At 34.9% G+C, this 17,786-nt stretch carries 16 protein-coding genes, 1 pseudogene and 1 riboswitch; of the genes and pseudogenes, 12 read left to right on the top strand and 5 right to left on the bottom strand.

Annotation, left to right across the window (positions count from 1 at the left end; genetic code table 11):
* Window positions 1-46: 46 nt before the first annotated feature.
* Both rluD and pgeF read left to right on the top strand, forming a co-directional pair.
* Window positions 47-1,021 carry a 23S rRNA pseudouridine(1911/1915/1917) synthase RluD gene (rluD, locus tag A9G34_RS03325; protein WP_034943205.1) on the top strand — a complete coding sequence of 325 codons (975 nt, stop codon included), beginning with the start codon at window positions 47-49 and terminating at the stop codon, window positions 1,019-1,021.
* A gap of 5 nt (window positions 1,022-1,026) precedes the next feature.
* Complete coding sequence (gene pgeF, locus A9G34_RS03320) at window positions 1,027-1,794, top strand: peptidoglycan editing factor PgeF (protein ID WP_065568866.1); 768 nt, start codon at window positions 1,027-1,029, stop codon at window positions 1,792-1,794.
* A 71-nt stretch (window positions 1,795-1,865) separates the two neighbouring features.
* Here pgeF and A9G34_RS03315 read toward each other — a convergent pair whose 3' ends face one another.
* Together A9G34_RS03315 and queD are read right to left on the bottom strand one after the other, a co-directional pair.
* On the bottom strand, window positions 1,866-2,480 hold the full coding sequence (locus A9G34_RS03315) for a 7-carboxy-7-deazaguanine synthase QueE (protein WP_065568865.1): 615 nt from the start codon (window positions 2,478-2,480) through the stop codon (window positions 1,866-1,868).
* Between the two features lies 1 nt (window position 2,481).
* A complete protein-coding gene (gene queD / locus A9G34_RS03310; protein ID WP_034943198.1) occupies window positions 2,482-2,904 on the bottom strand; it encodes a 6-carboxytetrahydropterin synthase QueD in 423 nt (140 codons plus the stop codon).
* A gap of 3 nt (window positions 2,905-2,907) precedes the next feature.
* Window positions 2,908-2,953, bottom strand: a riboswitch (PreQ1 riboswitch).
* Window positions 2,954-3,234: 281 nt separating this feature from the next.
* On the opposite strand from queD, the gene clpB reads away from it, so the two are divergent.
* The 3 genes from clpB (at window position 3,235) to mltG (ending at window position 8,211) form a co-directional block, all read left to right on the top strand.
* Entirely contained in the window at window positions 3,235-5,805 is a 2,571-nt protein-coding gene (gene clpB / locus A9G34_RS03305; RefSeq protein ID WP_065568864.1) for an ATP-dependent chaperone ClpB, read from the top strand.
* 297 nt (window positions 5,806-6,102) lie between these two features.
* Window positions 6,103-7,191: an alanine racemase gene (alr, locus tag A9G34_RS03300; protein ID WP_065568863.1), complete on the top strand. Its 1,089-nt coding sequence runs from the start codon at window positions 6,103-6,105 to the stop codon at window positions 7,189-7,191.
* A 3-nt stretch (window positions 7,192-7,194) separates the two neighbouring features.
* Window positions 7,195-8,211 (top strand): endolytic transglycosylase MltG, encoded by a 1,017-nt coding sequence (gene mltG / locus A9G34_RS03295; protein ID WP_065568862.1) that lies wholly within the window; start codon window positions 7,195-7,197, stop codon window positions 8,209-8,211.
* A gap of 58 nt (window positions 8,212-8,269) precedes the next feature.
* Here the strand turns inward: mltG and A9G34_RS11070 are convergent, their stop codons facing one another.
* Together A9G34_RS11070 and ampD are read right to left on the bottom strand one after the other, a co-directional pair.
* Window positions 8,270-8,596, bottom strand: coding sequence for a YqcC family protein (locus A9G34_RS11070; RefSeq protein ID WP_442902659.1), 327 nt, complete (start codon window positions 8,594-8,596; stop codon window positions 8,270-8,272).
* Window positions 8,582-9,127: pseudogene (gene ampD, locus A9G34_RS11065) on the bottom strand (1,6-anhydro-N-acetylmuramyl-L-alanine amidase AmpD); the annotation flags it as partial. The pseudogene ampD and the gene A9G34_RS11070, both read right to left, overlap by 15 nt.
* Before the next feature lie 203 nt (window positions 9,128-9,330).
* On the opposite strand from ampD, the gene ppdD reads away from it, so the two are divergent.
* The 5 genes from ppdD (at window position 9,331) to A9G34_RS03265 (ending at window position 14,152) form a co-directional block, all read left to right on the top strand.
* Window positions 9,331-9,762, top strand: coding sequence for a prepilin peptidase-dependent pilin (ppdD, locus tag A9G34_RS03285; RefSeq protein ID WP_034943189.1), 432 nt, complete (start codon window positions 9,331-9,333; stop codon window positions 9,760-9,762).
* A 31-nt stretch (window positions 9,763-9,793) separates the two neighbouring features.
* A complete protein-coding gene (locus A9G34_RS03280) occupies window positions 9,794-10,903 on the top strand; it encodes an ATPase, T2SS/T4P/T4SS family (RefSeq protein WP_051824960.1) in 1,110 nt (369 codons plus the stop codon).
* Window positions 10,900-12,075, top strand: coding sequence for a protein transport protein HofC (gene hofC, locus A9G34_RS03275; RefSeq protein WP_081295256.1), 1,176 nt, complete (start codon window positions 10,900-10,902; stop codon window positions 12,073-12,075). The genes A9G34_RS03280 and hofC overlap by 4 nt, the downstream gene beginning before the upstream one ends.
* A gap of 2 nt (window positions 12,076-12,077) precedes the next feature.
* Window positions 12,078-12,824, top strand: coding sequence for a prepilin peptidase (locus A9G34_RS03270; RefSeq protein WP_065568860.1), 747 nt, complete (start codon window positions 12,078-12,080; stop codon window positions 12,822-12,824).
* Window positions 12,825-13,003: 179 nt separating this feature from the next.
* On the top strand, window positions 13,004-14,152 hold the full coding sequence (locus A9G34_RS03265) for a M20 aminoacylase family protein (protein ID WP_065568859.1): 1,149 nt from the start codon (window positions 13,004-13,006) through the stop codon (window positions 14,150-14,152).
* Window positions 14,153-14,405: 253 nt separating this feature from the next.
* Here the strand turns inward: A9G34_RS03265 and ygfZ are convergent, their stop codons facing one another.
* Entirely contained in the window at window positions 14,406-15,284 is an 879-nt protein-coding gene (gene ygfZ / locus A9G34_RS03260; RefSeq protein ID WP_065568858.1) for a tRNA-modifying protein YgfZ, read from the bottom strand.
* A gap of 281 nt (window positions 15,285-15,565) precedes the next feature.
* On the opposite strand from ygfZ, the gene A9G34_RS03255 reads away from it, so the two are divergent.
* Window positions 15,566-17,284, top strand: a complete 1,719-nt coding sequence (locus A9G34_RS03255; RefSeq protein WP_065568857.1) for an acetolactate synthase 3 large subunit — start codon at window positions 15,566-15,568, stop codon at window positions 17,282-17,284.
* Window positions 17,284-17,763, top strand: a complete 480-nt coding sequence (gene ilvN / locus A9G34_RS03250) for an acetolactate synthase small subunit (RefSeq protein ID WP_034943182.1) — start codon at window positions 17,284-17,286, stop codon at window positions 17,761-17,763. Before A9G34_RS03255 ends, ilvN begins: the two co-directional genes overlap by 1 nt.
* Window positions 17,764-17,786 lie beyond the last annotated feature (23 nt).

Raw genomic sequence — 17,786 nt, 5'->3', positions numbered from 1 at the left:
TATATAATACTCTAAAACATAACAGCTTAAAATAGATAAATTACACATGTATAAGTTAAAATTATCAACCGAAATTGAACAAACCCAATTAGGGATGCGCTTAGATCAAGCTTTATCAGCGCTTTTTCCTGATTATTCACGCTCAAGAATAAAAGATTGGATTATTAATAATAAAGTCACTGTTAATAATGTTATTGTCAACAAGCCTAAAGAAAGAGTATTAGGTGGTGAAAAAATAATAATCAATGCTGAAATCGAAGAAGAAAACTGCCACCAACCGGAAGATATAAAGCTCAACATTGTTTATGAAGACGACGATATCCTTGTTATCAACAAACCGCGTGACCTTGTTGTACATCCTGGAGCAGGCAATCCTGATGGCACAGTATTAAATGCTTTATTACATTATTATCCTGACATAGCACGCGTGCCACGAGCAGGTATTGTTCATCGACTTGATAAAGACACCACAGGCCTAATGGTTGTTGCTAAAACCATTAACGCTCAGACACATTTAGTTGATGCGCTTCAACATCGTGAAATCACACGTGAATATGAAGCTGTTGCTATGGGCATTATCACTGCCGGAGGCACGGTTGATCAACCTATTACCCGTCATCCAACCAAACGCACTCATATGGCAGTATTTCCAACAGGAAAACCTGCTGTAACACATTACAGAGTGATGGAAAGGTACCGTCTACACACTCGCTTGCGCTTGCGCTTAGAAACTGGCCGAACACATCAAATTCGTGTACATATGGCGCATATTGCCCACCCCTTAATTGGCGATCCTCTTTATGGCGGGCGCCCAAGACCCCCTAAAGGTGCGAGCGAATCGTTTATTCAAACTTTGCGAGATTTTGATCGTCAAGCATTGCATGCTGCCATGTTACGTTTATATCACCCTATTACAGGTGAACTTATGCAATGGAATGCACCAATACCGCAAGATATGCAAACGTTAATTCAAGCCTTGCAAGAAGATACCGAACAACACAAAGACGAACTAGATTGGTAACCAACATGATAAAATCGATTTACCCATATTGGACAGCCCCAAAAAATGTCCATGCTTTGACTACAACACGAATAGGTGGTGTTAGCATGGCACCATTTACAAGCTTAAATATGGGAAGTCGAGTAGGCGATAATTTAACCCATGTAGCCCAAAACCGCCGGTGTGTTATACAGGTGGAACAAATACCTAGCGAGCCCTATTGGCTAACACAAACCCATAGCATTATAGCGCTAGACATATCGAAAATTCCCTTACAAATGGCAACAGGTAACATTCCTAACCAAACGGTAGAAGCCGACGCATCTTATACTCATCAAGCAAAACAAGTTAGCGTTGTACTGACTGCTGATTGTATGCCAGTTTTATTTTGTTCAACTAAAGGGGATGAAGTTGCAGCTGCGCATGCAGGGTGGCGTGGATTATGTAACGGAATACTGGAAGAAACCGTCAAAAAATTTGCCTCACCACCCATAAATATCATTGCTTGGCTTGGACCAGCAATCAGTGCCAAAAAATTCGAAGTTGGTATTGAGGTCAAGAAGCAATTTGAAAAAATTGACTACAACGCACAAACTGCTTTTAAATTAATTAACCCTGCAGAACAAAAATACCTAGCCGATCTTTACTTAATTGCTAAACAACGCTTACAAGCAATGGGAGTAACTAAGATTTTTGGCGGTGATTTTTGTACTTATACTGAGCAAGACACGTTTTTTTCGTACCGCCGGGAAAGTAATACCGGTAGGATGGCGTCAATGATTTGGTTCGAATAAAAATTAATTTTGTTAATCTTGCGTGTTAAGTTTTGCCAATATTTTTTGTTTTTTAAAGTATTGATTTTTTTTTATTCTATATTGGCAAATTTATGGCTTTGTACACTAAGTAACCATTTATTATCCAAGCGATCTTTGTTGATTTTGCCCAATAGTTCAATGGTTTCAAACATATTAAACACGCCATCTTTTTCACAGGGTGAAAGATAATAGCGTTTAGCTTGAATTTGGCTTTCGATATATTGGCAAAAATCGATAAAATCGGAGTGATTTTCGGCAACAATGCGAACCTCGTTGGCGGTGGATTGAGCTATTTTTTTGTAGCGTGACTGATAGCAAAATTTTGGACTAAGTGCAATGTAATCAACTAACGGATCGACCTTACCAAGCCCATTACTTTCAATGGCGATAAAATACCCCGCTTTTTTAAGTGACAAAAGCAATTCAGGTAACGCTTTAACCATGGTTGGCTCGCCACCGGTAATTATGATATTTTTAGTTTTATATTTGCTCACTTTGCCAAGCAGTTCCGCCAACGAAAAGCGAGTAAACTGACGAAAATTTGTATCGCACCAAGTGCACTTCAAATTACACCCAGAAAAACGGATAAAAACGGCAGGCATACCTGTATTATAACCTTCACCCTGCAAGGATTCGAAGATTTCAACAATACGAAACTCGACCATATTAACTCCGACGGTATTCGCAATATGAGGTGGGCGTTTCCCATAATTTGATCATCGAAACAGGCAAGTATTGCGACAGACGATCGTAAATAAACTGGCTCATCCCCTCGGCTGTTGTTCGGCAGGGAAAGGCAAAGATTTTTCGATCCATCTCTTGCAATAACGACGCAATACGGCACTCATTAGGGTTATTTTGATTGTAAAGGTAAGCATGATCGAGTGGATCGGCAATATGCTGTTTAACGATTTGCTTTAAATTGGCATAATCCATGACCATATCTTGGCTTGAACCGCTATCAATAAGAACACCGCTGACTTCGACTAATAAACGGTAAGTATGACCGTGCAGATTGTGACATTGCTTATTATGCCCATCTAACATATGACAAGCATCAAATTGAAATTCTTTGGCTATTTTGAACATGTTGTATTCCTAGTTTTTTTACGTGGGATGGGTTACGAACCACGGTTAGTAAGCTAACAAAATAAAAGGCGGCTACTATAATCGATAAACAGCAATTTGTCATCTTTGATATGTTATTGAGTGTGATATCGGTTGGTAGTGGTTTGGTATTATGCTTCTTTATTTTGGCTTTTTTAAAGCTTAAACTAATAAAGATCGTGCTGTACAAAATTTGTAAAAATATTCTTAACTTGCTCTTGAAAATTATTCTTCCACACTCATTTAATGATCAATGCAATGGTTTACATGAATTAAACATGCAAACCAAATCTATTGCTCAGGAGATAAACTATGAGGTTAGATAAACTTACCAACAAATTTCAACAAGCTTTAGCTGATGCGCAATCGCTAGCATTAGGTAAAGACAATCAATATATCGAGCCGGTGCATGTTCTATTAGCTATGCTCAACCAAGAAGGCAACAGCGTTGCACCATTATTGAATACAGCGGGTGCTAATGTTGCTGTTTTGCAGCAAGAATTAGCTCAAGCTATTGACCGATTACCCCAAGTTCAAGGTGTGGGTGGAGATGTTATTCCATCGCAAGAGTTTGTTCAAGTATTAAATCTTTGCGATAAATTATCCCAAAAGAACGGTGATAGCTATATTTCATCAGAACTCTTTATATTAGCCGCTTTAGAAGATAAGGGCAGTTTAAGTGATCTTCTTAAAAGATCAGGTGTTAATAAAGATAAATTTAGCCAAGCAGTCAATCAAGTAAGAGGTAACGATAACGTGAACGATCCTAATGCAGAAGATCAACGCGGTGCACTTAAAAAATACACCATTGATTTAACTCAGCGTGCAGAGCAAGGTAAGTTAGATCCAGTTATTGGTCGTGATGAAGAAATTCGCCGTACCATTCAAGTATTACAACGTCGTACCAAAAACAACCCAGTACTTATTGGTGAACCAGGTGTAGGTAAAACTGCCATCGTTGAAGGACTAGCACAACGTATTGTCAACCGCGAAGTGCCAGAGGGATTACGTAATAAACGTGTATTATCATTAGATATGGGCGCATTAATTGCGGGCGCAAAATACCGTGGTGAATTTGAAGAACGCTTAAAAGCGGTGCTTAAAGACTTAGCTAAAGAAGAAGGTCGCATTATCTTATTTATTGACGAAATTCACACCATGGTCGGCGCAGGTAAAAGCGACGGAGCAATGGACGCTGGTAATATGTTAAAACCCGCATTAGCTCGTGGTGAATTACACTGCGTGGGAGCAACCACACTTGACGAATATCGTCAATATATTGAAAAAGATCCGGCATTAGAGCGTCGTTTCCAAAAAGTCTATGTTGCCGAACCAACAGTTGAAGATACTATTGCTATTTTGCGTGGTTTAAAAGAACGTTATGAACTACATCACCATGTGCAAATAACCGATCCGGCAATCGTAGCTGCAGCTACATTATCGCATCGTTATATTTCTGATCGCATGTTACCTGACAAAGCGATTGATTTAATTGACGAAGCCGCATCAAGTATTCGTATGCAAATGGATTCAAAACCAGAATCTTTAGATCGACTTGAAAGGCGCATAATTCAACTTAAACTTGAACAACAAGCGCTTAAAAAAGAATCTGATGATGCGAGTAAAAAGCGACTAGAAATGCTAAACGATGAACTTTCTGAAAAAGAAAAGGAATATGCTTCACTTGAAGAAGAGTGGAAGTCAGAAAAGGCAGCTGTTTCGGGTACTCAAAACATAAAAGCAGAACTAGAAAAGGCACGTACTGAAATAGAGCAAGCTCGTCGAGCTGGCGATTTGAACAAAATGTCAGAATTACAATATGGCAAAATTCCAGAGCTTGAAAAGAAACTTGCTTCAGCAACGCAATTAGAAGGCAAAACCATGAAGTTATTGCGTAACAAAGTGACCGATAACGAAATTGCAGAAGTATTATCTAAAGCGACAGGTATTCCAGTTTCTAGAATGCTTGAAAGCGAAAAAGATAAACTATTGCACATGGAAGATGCCTTACATAAACGTGTAATTGGTCAAAATGAAGCAGTATTAGCGGTTGCAAATGCGATTCGACGTAGCCGAGCAGGGCTTTCAGATCCAAATAAACCGATTGGATCATTCCTATTCTTAGGACCAACTGGTGTCGGTAAAACCGAGCTTTGCAAATCACTGGCTAACTTTATGTTTGACAGCGAAGATGCTATGGTGCGTATAGACATGTCCGAGTTTATGGAAAAACACTCCGTTGCTCGATTAATCGGTGCGCCTCCAGGTTATGTTGGGTATGAAGAAGGGGGTTATTTAACCGAAGCAGTTAGACGACGACCATACTCAGTAATTTTACTTGATGAAGTTGAAAAAGCACACCCAGATGTCTTTAATATCTTACTGCAAGTATTGGATGATGGGCGCTTAACAGATGGTCAAGGTCGCACAGTTGATTTTCGTAACACTGTCATAATTATGACATCAAACTTAGGTTCTGACCTAATTCAAGGTCAAGTTGAACTAAGTTATGATGAAATGAAATCTCTAGTGATGACAGTTGTAACCAAACACTTTAGACCAGAATTTATCAATCGTATTGACGAAACAGTGGTATTCCATCCATTAGGTAAAGAAAACATCAAAGCGATTGCAAAAATTCAGTTAGCATACGTTGAAAAACGTTTAGAAGAACGTGGTTATCAATTGGATATTTCGGATGCGACACTTGAACAATTAGCTAAAGTTGGCTTTGACCCAATTTATGGCGCAAGACCGTTAAAACGAGCTATCCAACAAGAGATCGAAAATCCATTGGCGCAACAAATATTGTCAGGAAAATTAGTCCCGGGTAAAGCCATTCATCTGGATTTAGTTGGCGACAATATCGAAGCGAAACAGTAATTAGATATCACAAATTACAACCGACCTTGTGGTCGGTTTTTTTATATTAGTAAACTAAGTTTTTTAATTATCGAATCATATTTTAAAAAACAGTAATCTAATTAATATGGATTTATATATGCATTAAACTATCTCTTGATAAGTTTAATCAATTATATTTTAGATTATTATTTGTACAATATATTGATTATAAATATTTTGTGTATTAAGAACTCACATGAGCTGTTATTTTTTATTTGTGATTATCAAAAACAAAACTTACAATACCTTGTGGTTATATAAGTTAGGTTAAGTAAAATGTCTATTGCTGTAGTTGAAGTTAATCGCCAAGCAATCCTTCATAATATTGAATACTTTAGGAAAATAGCTCCTGGTACTGAGCTTATCGCTATTATAAAAGCTAATGCTTATTCCCATGGAATCCAAAGTGTTGCTCAATTATTGCACGATAAAGTCGATAGTTTTGGAGTTGCGAGAATTGCTGAGGCGCAAATTTTACGTAAAATAAAAATTACTACGCCCATTATTACGTTAGAAGGTTTTTTTCCTCATGATAATGTTTGGGATATAATTGATTTCAATGTTCAGCCTACCATTCATAGCGAATGGCAGATAGATATTTTAAATAAATTGGCTGTTCAAAATCAAATTACTGTTTGGTTTAAGTTAGATATAGGAATGCACCGTTTAGGTTTTAATCTTGAACAAGCAAAAAAAGCGTTTTATCGCCTAGCTAGTTGTCCGGCAGTCCGTAAACCAATTAACATTCTCAGCCATTTCAGCTCTGCAGACGAGCTTACTTCAGATAAAACATTGCAACAGATTAAATTGTTTGATGAATTTATTACTTCCATTGAAAATAGGTCACTAATTGGTAAATCTTCTATTGCTGCATCGGGCGGGATCATAGCTTGGCCAATGTCACATCGAGATGCTATTCGTCCTGGTATTGCATTATATGGTGTTTCACCGTTTGATAAACCGATTTACGAATTAAAACCAGCTATGACGTTTAAATCTGAACTAATTGCTGTGCGTGAACACAAAAAGGGTGAATCGGTCGGTTATGGACAGATTTGGACAAGCAAACAAGATACAAAATTAGGTGTGGTTGCAATGGGGTATGGTGATGGCTATCCTCGAAATATTCCAGCTAATACACCTGTTTTAATTAATGAACGTCGTGTGCCTATTGTAGGTCGAGTTTCAATGGATATGATCGTGGTTGATTTAGGGGCTGATTGCCTAGCTATGCCGGGTGATGAAGTGATCTTTTGGGGAAAGGGATTAATGGTTGAAGAGATTGCTAAACACACAGGTATTAGTGCCTATGAGTTAATAACGCGTTTAACAGCTCGAGCAAAGATTTGTTATATAGATAAATGAGTTATGATTAAAAAGATATTTTTATACACTTTGATAACATTTACTTTTATTATTAGCAGTTTTATTGGCATAGCTTATTATTATTTATACCAATTTTCTAAAAAGCAAATTCATGTAACTGATAGTAATAAAATGTTTATTCTAAAAAAGGGAATATCATTACATCAATTAGTTGATCAGATTAAAGAAGCTAATTTAATGGATAATGCTTATTTACTTCCTTATTTATATAAATTGCACCCTGAATTAAGTTCAATTAAAGCAGGAGCTTATCAATTGCAACAGCATATGACGAATGAAGAATTTCTAAAATTATTAGTTTCCGGCAAGGAAAGTTATTTTCCTATTCAATTTGTGGAAGGAAAACGTGCTCAAGATTGGTTAAATTTATTAAAAAATGCTCCCTATGTAAGACAAACATTATCCGAAAAATCGAATGAGGAAATTGCTAAATTATTAGGTATAGAAGGTTCGATTGAAGGTTGGTTATCTCCTAATACTTACCTTTATACTGCTGATTCCTCTGATATTAGTATTTTAAAACGTGCTCACGGCGCTATGAAAAGTAATCTTAAACAAGTTTGGGAAAATCGTGATTCTGAGCTTCCTTATAAAACTCCATATGAGCTGCTTATCATTGCTTCAATTATTGAAAAAGAAACGAGTTTAAGTACGGAACGGGCTAATATTGCTTCAGTATTTGTTAATCGTTTGAAAAAAAAAATGAAGTTACAAACTGATCCAACAATTATTTATGGGTTAGGAAATAATTATACAGGTAAAATTAGGCGTATCGATTTAACCGATATTAAAAATCCTTATAATACTTATATCATTGAAGGATTGCCACCTACTCCTATCGCCATGCCGAGCCTGGCATCCTTAGAAGCAGCAGCTCATCCTGCTAAAACAAACTATTTATTTTTTGTTGCTAATGGTACAGGAGGACATACATTTACCAGTGATTATAATAGTCATAAGCGGGCTGTAACTTACTATCGTAAGTTAATTAAATATTAAAATTAAATATTTTCAAATGGCTAACAGAACTATTGTTATTTGTTTAGAGTATAAAAAATTAATCTTCTAAAGAAAAAGCATCAAGTTGCTTAATAAGCTTTAATAGCTCGTTGACATTTTCACCTTCTTTTAGTGCTTCTTCAAAATAAGGGTGCAAGGCAAATTTAGGTAATTTTATACCCGAATCAATTAAAATTTGCACTCTTGGTATAAATACCCATTGTAACCATTCATGAGCTTGCATTGTGTCAATCGCAAATGGTTCTTGACTTAAAAATGCATCAGCATGTGGCGGGCTTATTTGCCATAATTTTATATTCTGTAACTCTTGTTTGATCTGTTCAATTTGGTTTGTTATTGCTTGAGCTAACTTTTTTTGTGCCAACAAATTATTATAATATTGCCAATCAAAACATGGTCCTGGATCCGTTTTTCTATCTGGCGCAATGTCACTATGCCCAGTAATATTTTTAATGGGATAAGTCTGTTCAAGTAATAAAGTTACTTTAGCTAACTGAGCGTACTGAATTTCGGTAAAATTTTCGCTATCACAACCTTCTATTTCAATACCAATCGAAAAATCGTTACAATTTTCTTGCTGTTCAAACTGTGATTTTCCTGCATGCCATGCCCGTTTATCAAATGCTACAAACTGAATTATTTCGCCATCACGACGAATAAATAGATGGCAGGATACTTGTAATTGATATATTTCAGCAAAATAGGGATGTCCTGTTGGATCAAGCTTTCCTGTAAATAGTTGCTCAACATAAGGACCTCCATATTGATTAGGGGGCAAACTTATATTGTGAATTACTAATAATGTAATCGGTTTTTCATTGGGACGATTATTATAAAAAGGTGAAATGATCTGTTTTACGCCTTGTAACCAACCATTAACAATTTTTAAAGACATATTGACTCCAATACGATTTGATAGACCTACTTTTAAATTAATTTTTTATTGCGAAGTAAATCACACAAAATGAAAACAATTGAAATAAGTAAAATAATTCTGTGATTTATTTTACTTATTTCACATTGGTCTATTATTTCATTTTTTTTTTAAGCTATAAAGTCAATTATGTTAAATATTTATTTTACTTACTAAGATACTTTATGAATAACCAATCTGGATTTTCATTATTTGAACTTATGATCGCTATTATCGTTATTGCTATATTAACTGCTATTGGTTTACCAGCCTATCAAAGTTATGTTAAAAAAGCAGCAATGACTGATATGTTACAAACAATGGCATCATATAAAACAGCTGTTGAAATTTGTGCTATAGAGCAGGGGGAGTTGGCTAATTGCAATAATGGTAGTAATGGTGTACCAGCAACAAGAGCTACCAATTATGTTACTTCGATAACAGTTAATCAAGGTGAGATAACCTTGGTCGGAAAAAGCGTTTTATCAGCTTTAACAACTACACTGACTCCAGTATTAAATTCTGAACATGGGAATTTAGATTGGAATCGTAGTTGCGTAACTTCGCCTATAGATACAAGTTTAAAGAGAATTTGTGAAGATATTTTCAAATTTTGATTTGGTAGTATTTTGGAACTAGGAATAGTTAATGCAAGAAGAACAATTGATAGAGAGTATTGATAAACTGTTACTTGAAGCATTAAGCAAACGTGCTTCAGATATTCATTTTGAACCTTATCAAAACAGCTATCGTATACGGATGCGGATTGATGGAGTCTTGCAAGAGATGCTTTCACCGCCTCTTTTTCTTGCTAAGCAAATTGTAGCTAGGTTGAAAATTATGGCTAAGTTAGATATAGCCGAACAGCGATTACCCCAAGATGGTCAATTAGTGATTGATAATTATGCAATGCGCATTGCAACCTTACCTGTAATGAACGGTGAAAAAGTTGTTTTGCGAGTAATGGACAATCATGAGACACAACTTTCACTCTACGATTTAGGTTTAACAGAGCAAAATCTTTCTATATTTCAGCAGATTTTAGCTCAACCACAAGGGTTGGTTTTAGTTACAGGGCCTACTGGAAGTGGTAAAACAATAACGTTATATAGCGGATTGAAAATGCTAAATCAATCTTATCGTAATATATGTAGTGTTGAAGATCCTATTGAAATTCCTTTAGAAGGCATTAATCAAACAGCTGTTAATATGAAATCAGGATTAAGTTTTTCAGTTATTTTACGAGCCTTATTAAGGCAAGATCCCGATGTTATGATGATAGGCGAAATTCGTGATCGTGAAACTGCTGAAATTGCTATTCAAGCTGCACAAACAGGACATTTGGTTTTATCTACACTGCATACTAACTCAAGCATTGAAGGTGTAACACGACTAAATCAAATGGGAATTGAAAATTATCTTTTATCGTCGTGTTTAAAACTTGTTATTGCTCAACGATTAGTTCGTAAGCTTTGCCCTTATTGTAAACTAGCAGCAAGTGAGCTTATTATGTTTGGCCAAGAACCCTCACCACATTTTATTGCAACAGGATGTTCACACTGCATTGGTGGATATCTAGGGCGCATAGGTATTTACGAATTTTTATTAGTCACTCGTGAAATTCAGAATCAGATCTTAAATAAACAAGCTATTTCACCATCGAATATGATCACTCTTAAAGAAGCAGGGCAAAAGTTAGTTATAGAAGGGGTGACATCATTGGCGGAGCTACATCGTGTATTAGGAGATTTGATATGAAAAGGCTTTATTATTGGTATGATGATGATTTTTGTCAACATAAAATTATTGCTCGTTCGAGACAAGAAGCCAAACGGCAATTATTATTACAAGGTAAAATAGTAATCAGGCTAAACGCAAGTATATTTATTAGCACTAGTAGTTTTAAACATTCTGAACTGTTAATCATTACTAAACAGATGGCAACTATGCTCAAAGCAGGTTTGCCACTTATTGAAAGTTTAAAATTATTATCGCAAGATAATCCTAAACCACAATGGCAATATCTGCTTATTGAAATCGAGCAACAGGTAGCTAAAGGTGAAACACTATCAAAGGTGTTAGCTCTGCATCAATCAATTTTTCCAAAACTATATTGTGAAATTATTGCTACAGGTGAATTGACAGGTCAACTTGATAAGAGTTTCGAACAATTAGCATTACAACTTGAAAGGTCGATACAATTACAAAAGCGTATTAAAAGCGCCATGCGTTATCCTTTATTTTTATTGTCTGTATCTTTAATTGTTATGTTAGTTATGTTGTTATGTGTATTGCCAAGATTTGTTGATGTTTATGAAAGTTTTGATGCTGATCTACCAGTGTTTACGCAATTTATTATCAATATGTCTACCTATATACAATATAATTGGTTTAAAAGCATTTGTATCTTTATTTTTACTTATGTAATTTATAAATATTATTTGAAAGCAAATTATCAAATAAAAATAGATAGTTGGATAATTAAGCTTCCAATATTGGGAAAAGTTATTCAGGTTAACCATTTAACCCAAATTTTTCAAACTGTTTCAATCACACAGTTTGCAGGAATTCCTTTATTAACTGGCTTACATGCAGCAGCTAATACAATGCACAATACTTATTATCTTAATACTGTTCATCAAATAATAGTTGGAATTGAGAAAGGGTATTCTTTCAGTTCTGTTTTAAAACAACAAACGCTGTTTCCCGATTTATGTAGCCAGTTAATCCATGTGGGAGAAGAGTCAGGTACACTGGATTTAATGCTTCAAAAATTAGCGTGTTACTATCAAGAACAGAGTCAAATATTGATCGATAATTTGTCGCAAACTTTTGAACCCTTATTTATGATAATTTTAGCAGTCATTATTGGTAGCTTAATTGTTGCAATGTATTTACCGATTTTTCAACTTGGCGATGTTATTCATTAATTATGATTATGATTGTTTTTAGTTTAGGGCTATGTTTTGGAAGTTTTATTCATGTTGCTTATTATCGTTTTTCATCAGAGCAATCACTATTCGAGTATTTCAGAGCAATTTGTTTTAATCGTTCCAGGTGCCCTTCCTGCCAACATCTATTAACAGTTTGGCAATTGATACCTGTTCTTTCTTGGCTTATTTTAAAAAGGCGATGTTATTATTGCTTTTGTAAAATTACCTATCGGTGCATTATAGTAGAAATTATAGTGGCCATTATTTTTATGGCAATTTTTTTACATAGAGGTATTGATTTTAAAAGTGTTTTTCTTATGCTACTCGCTTGTTATTTCTTGCTATTGGGCATGATTGATTTTCAATATTACTTATTACCCAATTTTTTCACTCAGCCGTTAATGTGGCTAGGTGTTTTGTGTGCATTTTTTCAATTGTTCAATCATTCATTAAGTGATGCAATGATAGGTATATTGTTTGGTTACCTTTTGTTGAAAATTCCAGCAATGTTATTTTATCTTATAACCAAAAATCATGGGCTAGGGCAAGGTGATATCAAACTGTTTGCCGCATTCGGTGCTTGGGTTTCTTACCAATCTTTACCGATTTTATTGATTATTGCATCTTTATTGGGTATTGTGTATTTTCTTTTCTTACGTTACGTTCTCAATAATAAATCCCTAAAATTCATTCCTTTTGGACCTTTTTTGCTTATGTCTGGGTATTGCTTTTTCTATATTTTATAGATAGTGAATCTAGAGTGCTATTTGTGATTTGTTTTTATTCGATAGGATAGCTTTCTATTTGCATATAACTAAAATTAATAATGATAGTGAAATTGGTTATTTTAGATAAAGCTTAAATCACATTATAGTAGTGATTAGTTTACTGAACCATAACCAATTAATTAAACAAGGAATTTTAAATGACGGCTATTAATGAATTAAAAAATGAGATGATCTCTTGGAGACATTACATTCATGCTCATCCTGAAACTGCATTTAAAGAAATACATACCACCCAATTTATAATTGAAAAACTGCAATCGTTTGGTATTACTGAATTATATACGGATTTTTCTCCAACGGGTGTAGTCGGTCTTATCAAGGGTAATAGAAAAGGTCGTTTTATCGCATTGCGCGCTGATATCGATGCATTAGATATTGTTGAAGAAAATTCATTTGATTATTGCTCAACAATACATGGCAAGATGCATGCGTGTGGTCATGATGGGCATACAGCAATATTATTGGGTGTAGCTAAATACCTTAATTTGTTTCGTGATTTTTCTGGTACCGTTGCAGTTATTTTTCAACCAGCTGAAGAAAACGAAGGAGGGGCAAGAGTTATGGTTGAAAATGGTCTATTTGAACGTTTTCCTATTGAAGCTATATATGGCTTGCATAACCAACCAAATATGGCGTTAAACCATTTTTATATCAATCATGGTGCAATAATGGCATCTTTTGATGTTTTCGAAATCAAAATTACAGGTACAGGTTCACATGCTGCCGCTCCCCATTTAGGTAAGGATTCTATTTTAATAGCAACACACATTGTTAGCACTTTACAAAGTATTGTAAGCCGTAATACCGATCCGTTGAGTGCCCTAGTAGTTAGTGTTACTCAAGTTCATAGCGGTGATACCTGGAATGTGTTACCTCAAAAAGCAGTTATCCGCGGAACGGTTCGTGCCTTTAGTCCTCAATTACAAGATATGGCAGAAAGTAGAATTAAAGAAATAGCAATAGGTATTGCTACTATATTTGAAGCTAAAGCTGAAGTTAATTACCAAAGGCGTTATCCTGTAACAATTAATCATTCAAATCAAGCAGATATTGCCATTAGAGCTGCTACTCATATAGTTGGAACTAATAAAGTTGTGATAGATACTAAACCATCCATGGGAGCTGAAGACTTTGCATTTATGTTGCAAAAAATACCCGGTGTTTATGTATGGTTAGGTGCGGGTAATGGCGCTAACTTACACCATCCTACTTATAATTTTAATGATGAAATATTAATAACAGGTGCCAAATATTTTATTGAAATTGTTAAACAGGAGTTAAGTTAATAAGTATTTTAATGAGTAGAAAATTATAGAATAGAAAAATTTATGCTCATTAAAAACCGATCTAATAAGTAGTGAGAATTGATAATTAATATTTAACAATCATAGCTCAATTCTCATCTATTTTAATAATTAGTCGACAAAATAAATCTTTTATTAATTTATGTTCAGTACATTCTTATATAATTCAATATAGGATATCGTTGATAATCAATAAATTTTTATATTTTTAAATAATCAATAAAAAGATCTATCATCAATTGAATGTCAGGCGGCTGTCTGTATGTCCTTTTATTCTAAATTGTGTATTAAGATCGATGCCATTAGGCAATACTATTTGGACATAAATATCATTATCTTTGTTTAATTTGAGTGCTGCTAAAATTTGCCCACTTTCTCGCCAATGATCATTAATTTGATATTCAATCGTGTCACCTATAATTGGTAAGGCCTCACTCTTGCCCGATAATAAATAGAGCCCTCGTTTGTTGGCACCGCGAAATTCTGCTCTAGCAACCATTTCTTGCCCACAATAACAGCCTTTATCAAAGCTAATAGCATCAAAGTATTGTAAGTTAGAGGCTTGTGGTAATAAACTTTCTATATTGGCGATGTCAATAACAGCATAGCCTGCTTCTAAGTCAAGTTGTAACCATTTATTACATGGTAATAAATCATCTACTATAGGCTCTGGAGTTATCATAATAATGCGAGTTTCTGGTAATGGTAACTTGATATAAGTGATATTATTGTTTGTAATACAGTTTTTATCTTTTAATAGCGAAATAACCTTGCTAGGTATCGCATTTGAAACTAATCCAACCATATTTAAATCTTGAACAGATTCAATAGTAATTTTAGAAAAAATAGCATACTTTTTTAATTCTTCAATTTGCTTTTCAGCAACACTTTTACGAACAATGTAATATATGTCTAATCCTCGCTTAAAGATTAATAAATTACTCCACATTCTACCTTTAGCGTCACAATGAGCAGCAAATATTGCTGATTGTTCAGAAAGTTTGTTAATATCATTAGTAATTTGACCTTGTAAATATTTTTGACTGTCGTCGCCAGAAACTTTAACTAGTTGCCAATCTGCAAGAGAGATTGAATTGCAAGAATAATTGCTCATGATAGTACCTTATTGGAAATAAATGATTCTAGTACCTAGTGGCTAGATTAATTACTTTACAAAGTTTATATAAGAAATTAAAAACAGACAATAAAATCAATCAATAATATTATAGTAAAATTGGTAGGTTGCGGATTTATCAGTGATATCTTAAAAAAATAAATTATTTAATGTTAGAGAAAACTAATTGTCTTAGTTTATTGACTTTATTGATTTTGTATATGAGTTGATGCAAAATGAATCACTTAATGATAAATAAAGTTATATTGGAGGCAAAATCCATGGCAAAACTATCTGGCGCAGAAATGGTTATCCAATCTTTGATAGATCAAGGAGTAAAACAGATATTTGGTTATCCCGGTGGCAGCGTACTCGATATCTATGATGCTATTCATACTCTTGGTGGAATTGAACATATTTTAGTCCGCCATGAACAAGCTGCAGTACATATGGCCGATGGTTATGCCAGAGCAACGGGTGATGTAGGCGTGGTTTTAGTTACATCAGGCCCAGGTGCAACTAACACCATTACGGGGATTGCAACAGCTTATATGGATTCGGTACCGTTAGTAATATTATCTGGGCAAGTTGCTAGTAATTTAATTGGTAATGATGCATTTCAGGAATGTGATATGGTTGGTATTTCACGTCCAATTGTAAAACACAGTTTTTTAATCAAAGATAGCAAAGATATTCCTGAGACTATCAAAAAAGCGTTTTATATTGCCTCTACAGGTCGGCCTGGTCCTGTTGTTATTGATTTACCTAAAGACATTGTTAATCCTGCCAACAAATATAATTATTATTATCCAAAATCTATTGCTATGCGCTCTTACAACCCAACCATACATGGACATAAAGGGCAAATAAAAAAAGCGCTGACCATTTTATTAACTGCTAAAAAGCCTGTTTTGTGTATCGGTGGTGGAGTAATTGCGGCAAATGCCAGTGATGCAATTAAAACGTTTGCTGAAAAATTAAATTTGCCAGTGACTTCAACATTAATGGGGATTAGTGCCTTTCCAGGTACTAATAAACATTATCTTGGTATGGTTGGTATGCATGGTGTTTATGAAGCCAATATGGCTATGCATAATGCTGATGTTATTTTAGCTATAGGGGCAAGATTTGATGATAGAACAACAAATAATGTTGAAAAATATTGCCCAAAAGCTAATATTATTCATATTGATATCGACCCAACGTCAATATCAAAAACGATTATGGCAAGTATCCCTGTTGTGGGTGATGCTAAAATGGTGGTTGAAACAATGTTATTTCAAATTGATGAGCTAAATGTAGAGCGTGATTTAGATGCATTAGTTGATTGGTGGAAGCAAATAGAACATTGGCGATCTCGTCATTGTCTTGTATATAATCACGAAGGTGATCGAATTAAGCCGCAAGAAGCAATTGAAATTTTATATAAATTGACAAAAGGTGATGCTTTTATCACTACCGATGTTGGTCAGCATCAGATGTTTACTGCACTTTACTATCCTTTTGATAAACCCCGTCAATTTATTACTTCCGGAGGGCTTGGTACCATGGGTTTTGGTTTACCGGCGGCTCTTGGTGTTAAATTAGCTTTTCCTAAAAAGTGTGTAGTATGTGTGACTGGTGACGGTAGTATTCAAATGAATATTCAAGAGCTTTCAACTGCATTGCAATATGATTTGCCTGTTATTGTTTTAAATCTTAATAATCGATTTTTAGGAATGGTAAAACAGTGGCAAGATATGATTTATGCTGGTCGTCACTCCTGTTCCTATATGGAATCATTGCCTGATTTTGCTAAAATTGCAGAAGCTTATGGTCATGTAGGTATGGTTATTGCTAAGCGTGAGGAGCTCGAATTAAAACTTAAACACGCATTGGCAATTAAAGATCGATTAGTTTTTGTTGATGTTATGACCGATGCTACCGAACATGTTTACCCTATGCAAGTTCGAGGTGGAGCAATGAATGAAATGTGGCTTAGTAAAACGGAGAGAACTTAATGCGATATATTTTATCAATTCTTACAGAAAATGAACCAGGTGCATTATCTAGAATTATTGGTTTGTTCTCGCAACGTGGTTTTAATATTGAAACAATTACAACAGCACAGACAGAAGATCCTACCATGCACCGCATGACAATACAAACTAGTGGTGATGAACACGTCCTTGAGCAGATCCAAAAGCAGCTACATAAACTAGTTAATGTTTACCGAGTGCATGATTTAACCGAAGGACCACATGTTGAACGTGAAATAATGCTTGTTAAAGTTGCAGCGAAAGGGGCTGATGCTCGTGATGAAGTTAAACGTTGCGCTGATATTTTTAGAGGATCAATTGTGGATGTAACGGCAACACATTACATCGTACAATTATCGGGGACTAGCGAAAAACTAGACTCATTTTTAGCCTCAATTCGTGAAACGTGCAATATAGTTGAAATTGTTCGTTCTGGTATTATCGGTTTATCGCGCAGTTAGAAAACAGTAAATCCTTAATTTTC

Source organism: Gilliamella sp. Choc4-2, assembly GCF_001690355.1.
Classification (GTDB): domain Bacteria; phylum Pseudomonadota; class Gammaproteobacteria; order Enterobacterales; family Orbaceae; genus Gilliamella; species Gilliamella apicola_A.
This window is presented reverse-complemented; position numbering and strand designations above follow the sequence as displayed.

Bases quoted from the DNA above. Each gene is read 5' to 3' on its own strand.
- clpB (WP_065568864.1), top strand. From the start codon at position 3,235: ATGAGGTTAGATAAACTTACCAACAAATTTCAACAAGCTTTAGCTGAT.
- queD (WP_034943198.1), bottom strand. From the start codon at position 2,904: ATGTTCAAAATAGCCAAAGAATTTCAATTTGATGCTTGTCATATGTTA.
- A9G34_RS03280 (WP_051824960.1), top strand. From the start codon at position 9,794: ATGCAAGAAGAACAATTGATAGAGAGTATTGATAAACTGTTACTTGAA.
- rluD (WP_034943205.1), top strand. From the start codon at position 47: ATGTATAAGTTAAAATTATCAACCGAAATTGAACAAACCCAATTAGGG.
- mltG (WP_065568862.1), top strand. From the start codon at position 7,195: ATGATTAAAAAGATATTTTTATACACTTTGATAACATTTACTTTTATT.
- ppdD (WP_034943189.1), top strand. From the start codon at position 9,331: ATGAATAACCAATCTGGATTTTCATTATTTGAACTTATGATCGCTATT.
- A9G34_RS03270 (WP_065568860.1), top strand. From the start codon at position 12,078: ATGATTATGATTGTTTTTAGTTTAGGGCTATGTTTTGGAAGTTTTATT.
- ygfZ (WP_065568858.1), bottom strand. From the start codon at position 15,284: ATGAGCAATTATTCTTGCAATTCAATCTCTCTTGCAGATTGGCAACTA.
- ilvN (WP_034943182.1), top strand. From the start codon at position 17,284: ATGCGATATATTTTATCAATTCTTACAGAAAATGAACCAGGTGCATTA.
- A9G34_RS03315 (WP_065568865.1), bottom strand. From the start codon at position 2,480: ATGGTCGAGTTTCGTATTGTTGAAATCTTCGAATCCTTGCAGGGTGAA.
- A9G34_RS03255 (WP_065568857.1), top strand. From the start codon at position 15,566: ATGGCAAAACTATCTGGCGCAGAAATGGTTATCCAATCTTTGATAGAT.
- A9G34_RS03265 (WP_065568859.1), top strand. From the start codon at position 13,004: ATGACGGCTATTAATGAATTAAAAAATGAGATGATCTCTTGGAGACAT.
- hofC (WP_081295256.1), top strand. From the start codon at position 10,900: ATGAAAAGGCTTTATTATTGGTATGATGATGATTTTTGTCAACATAAA.
- pgeF (WP_065568866.1), top strand. From the start codon at position 1,027: ATGATAAAATCGATTTACCCATATTGGACAGCCCCAAAAAATGTCCAT.
- alr (WP_065568863.1), top strand. From the start codon at position 6,103: ATGTCTATTGCTGTAGTTGAAGTTAATCGCCAAGCAATCCTTCATAAT.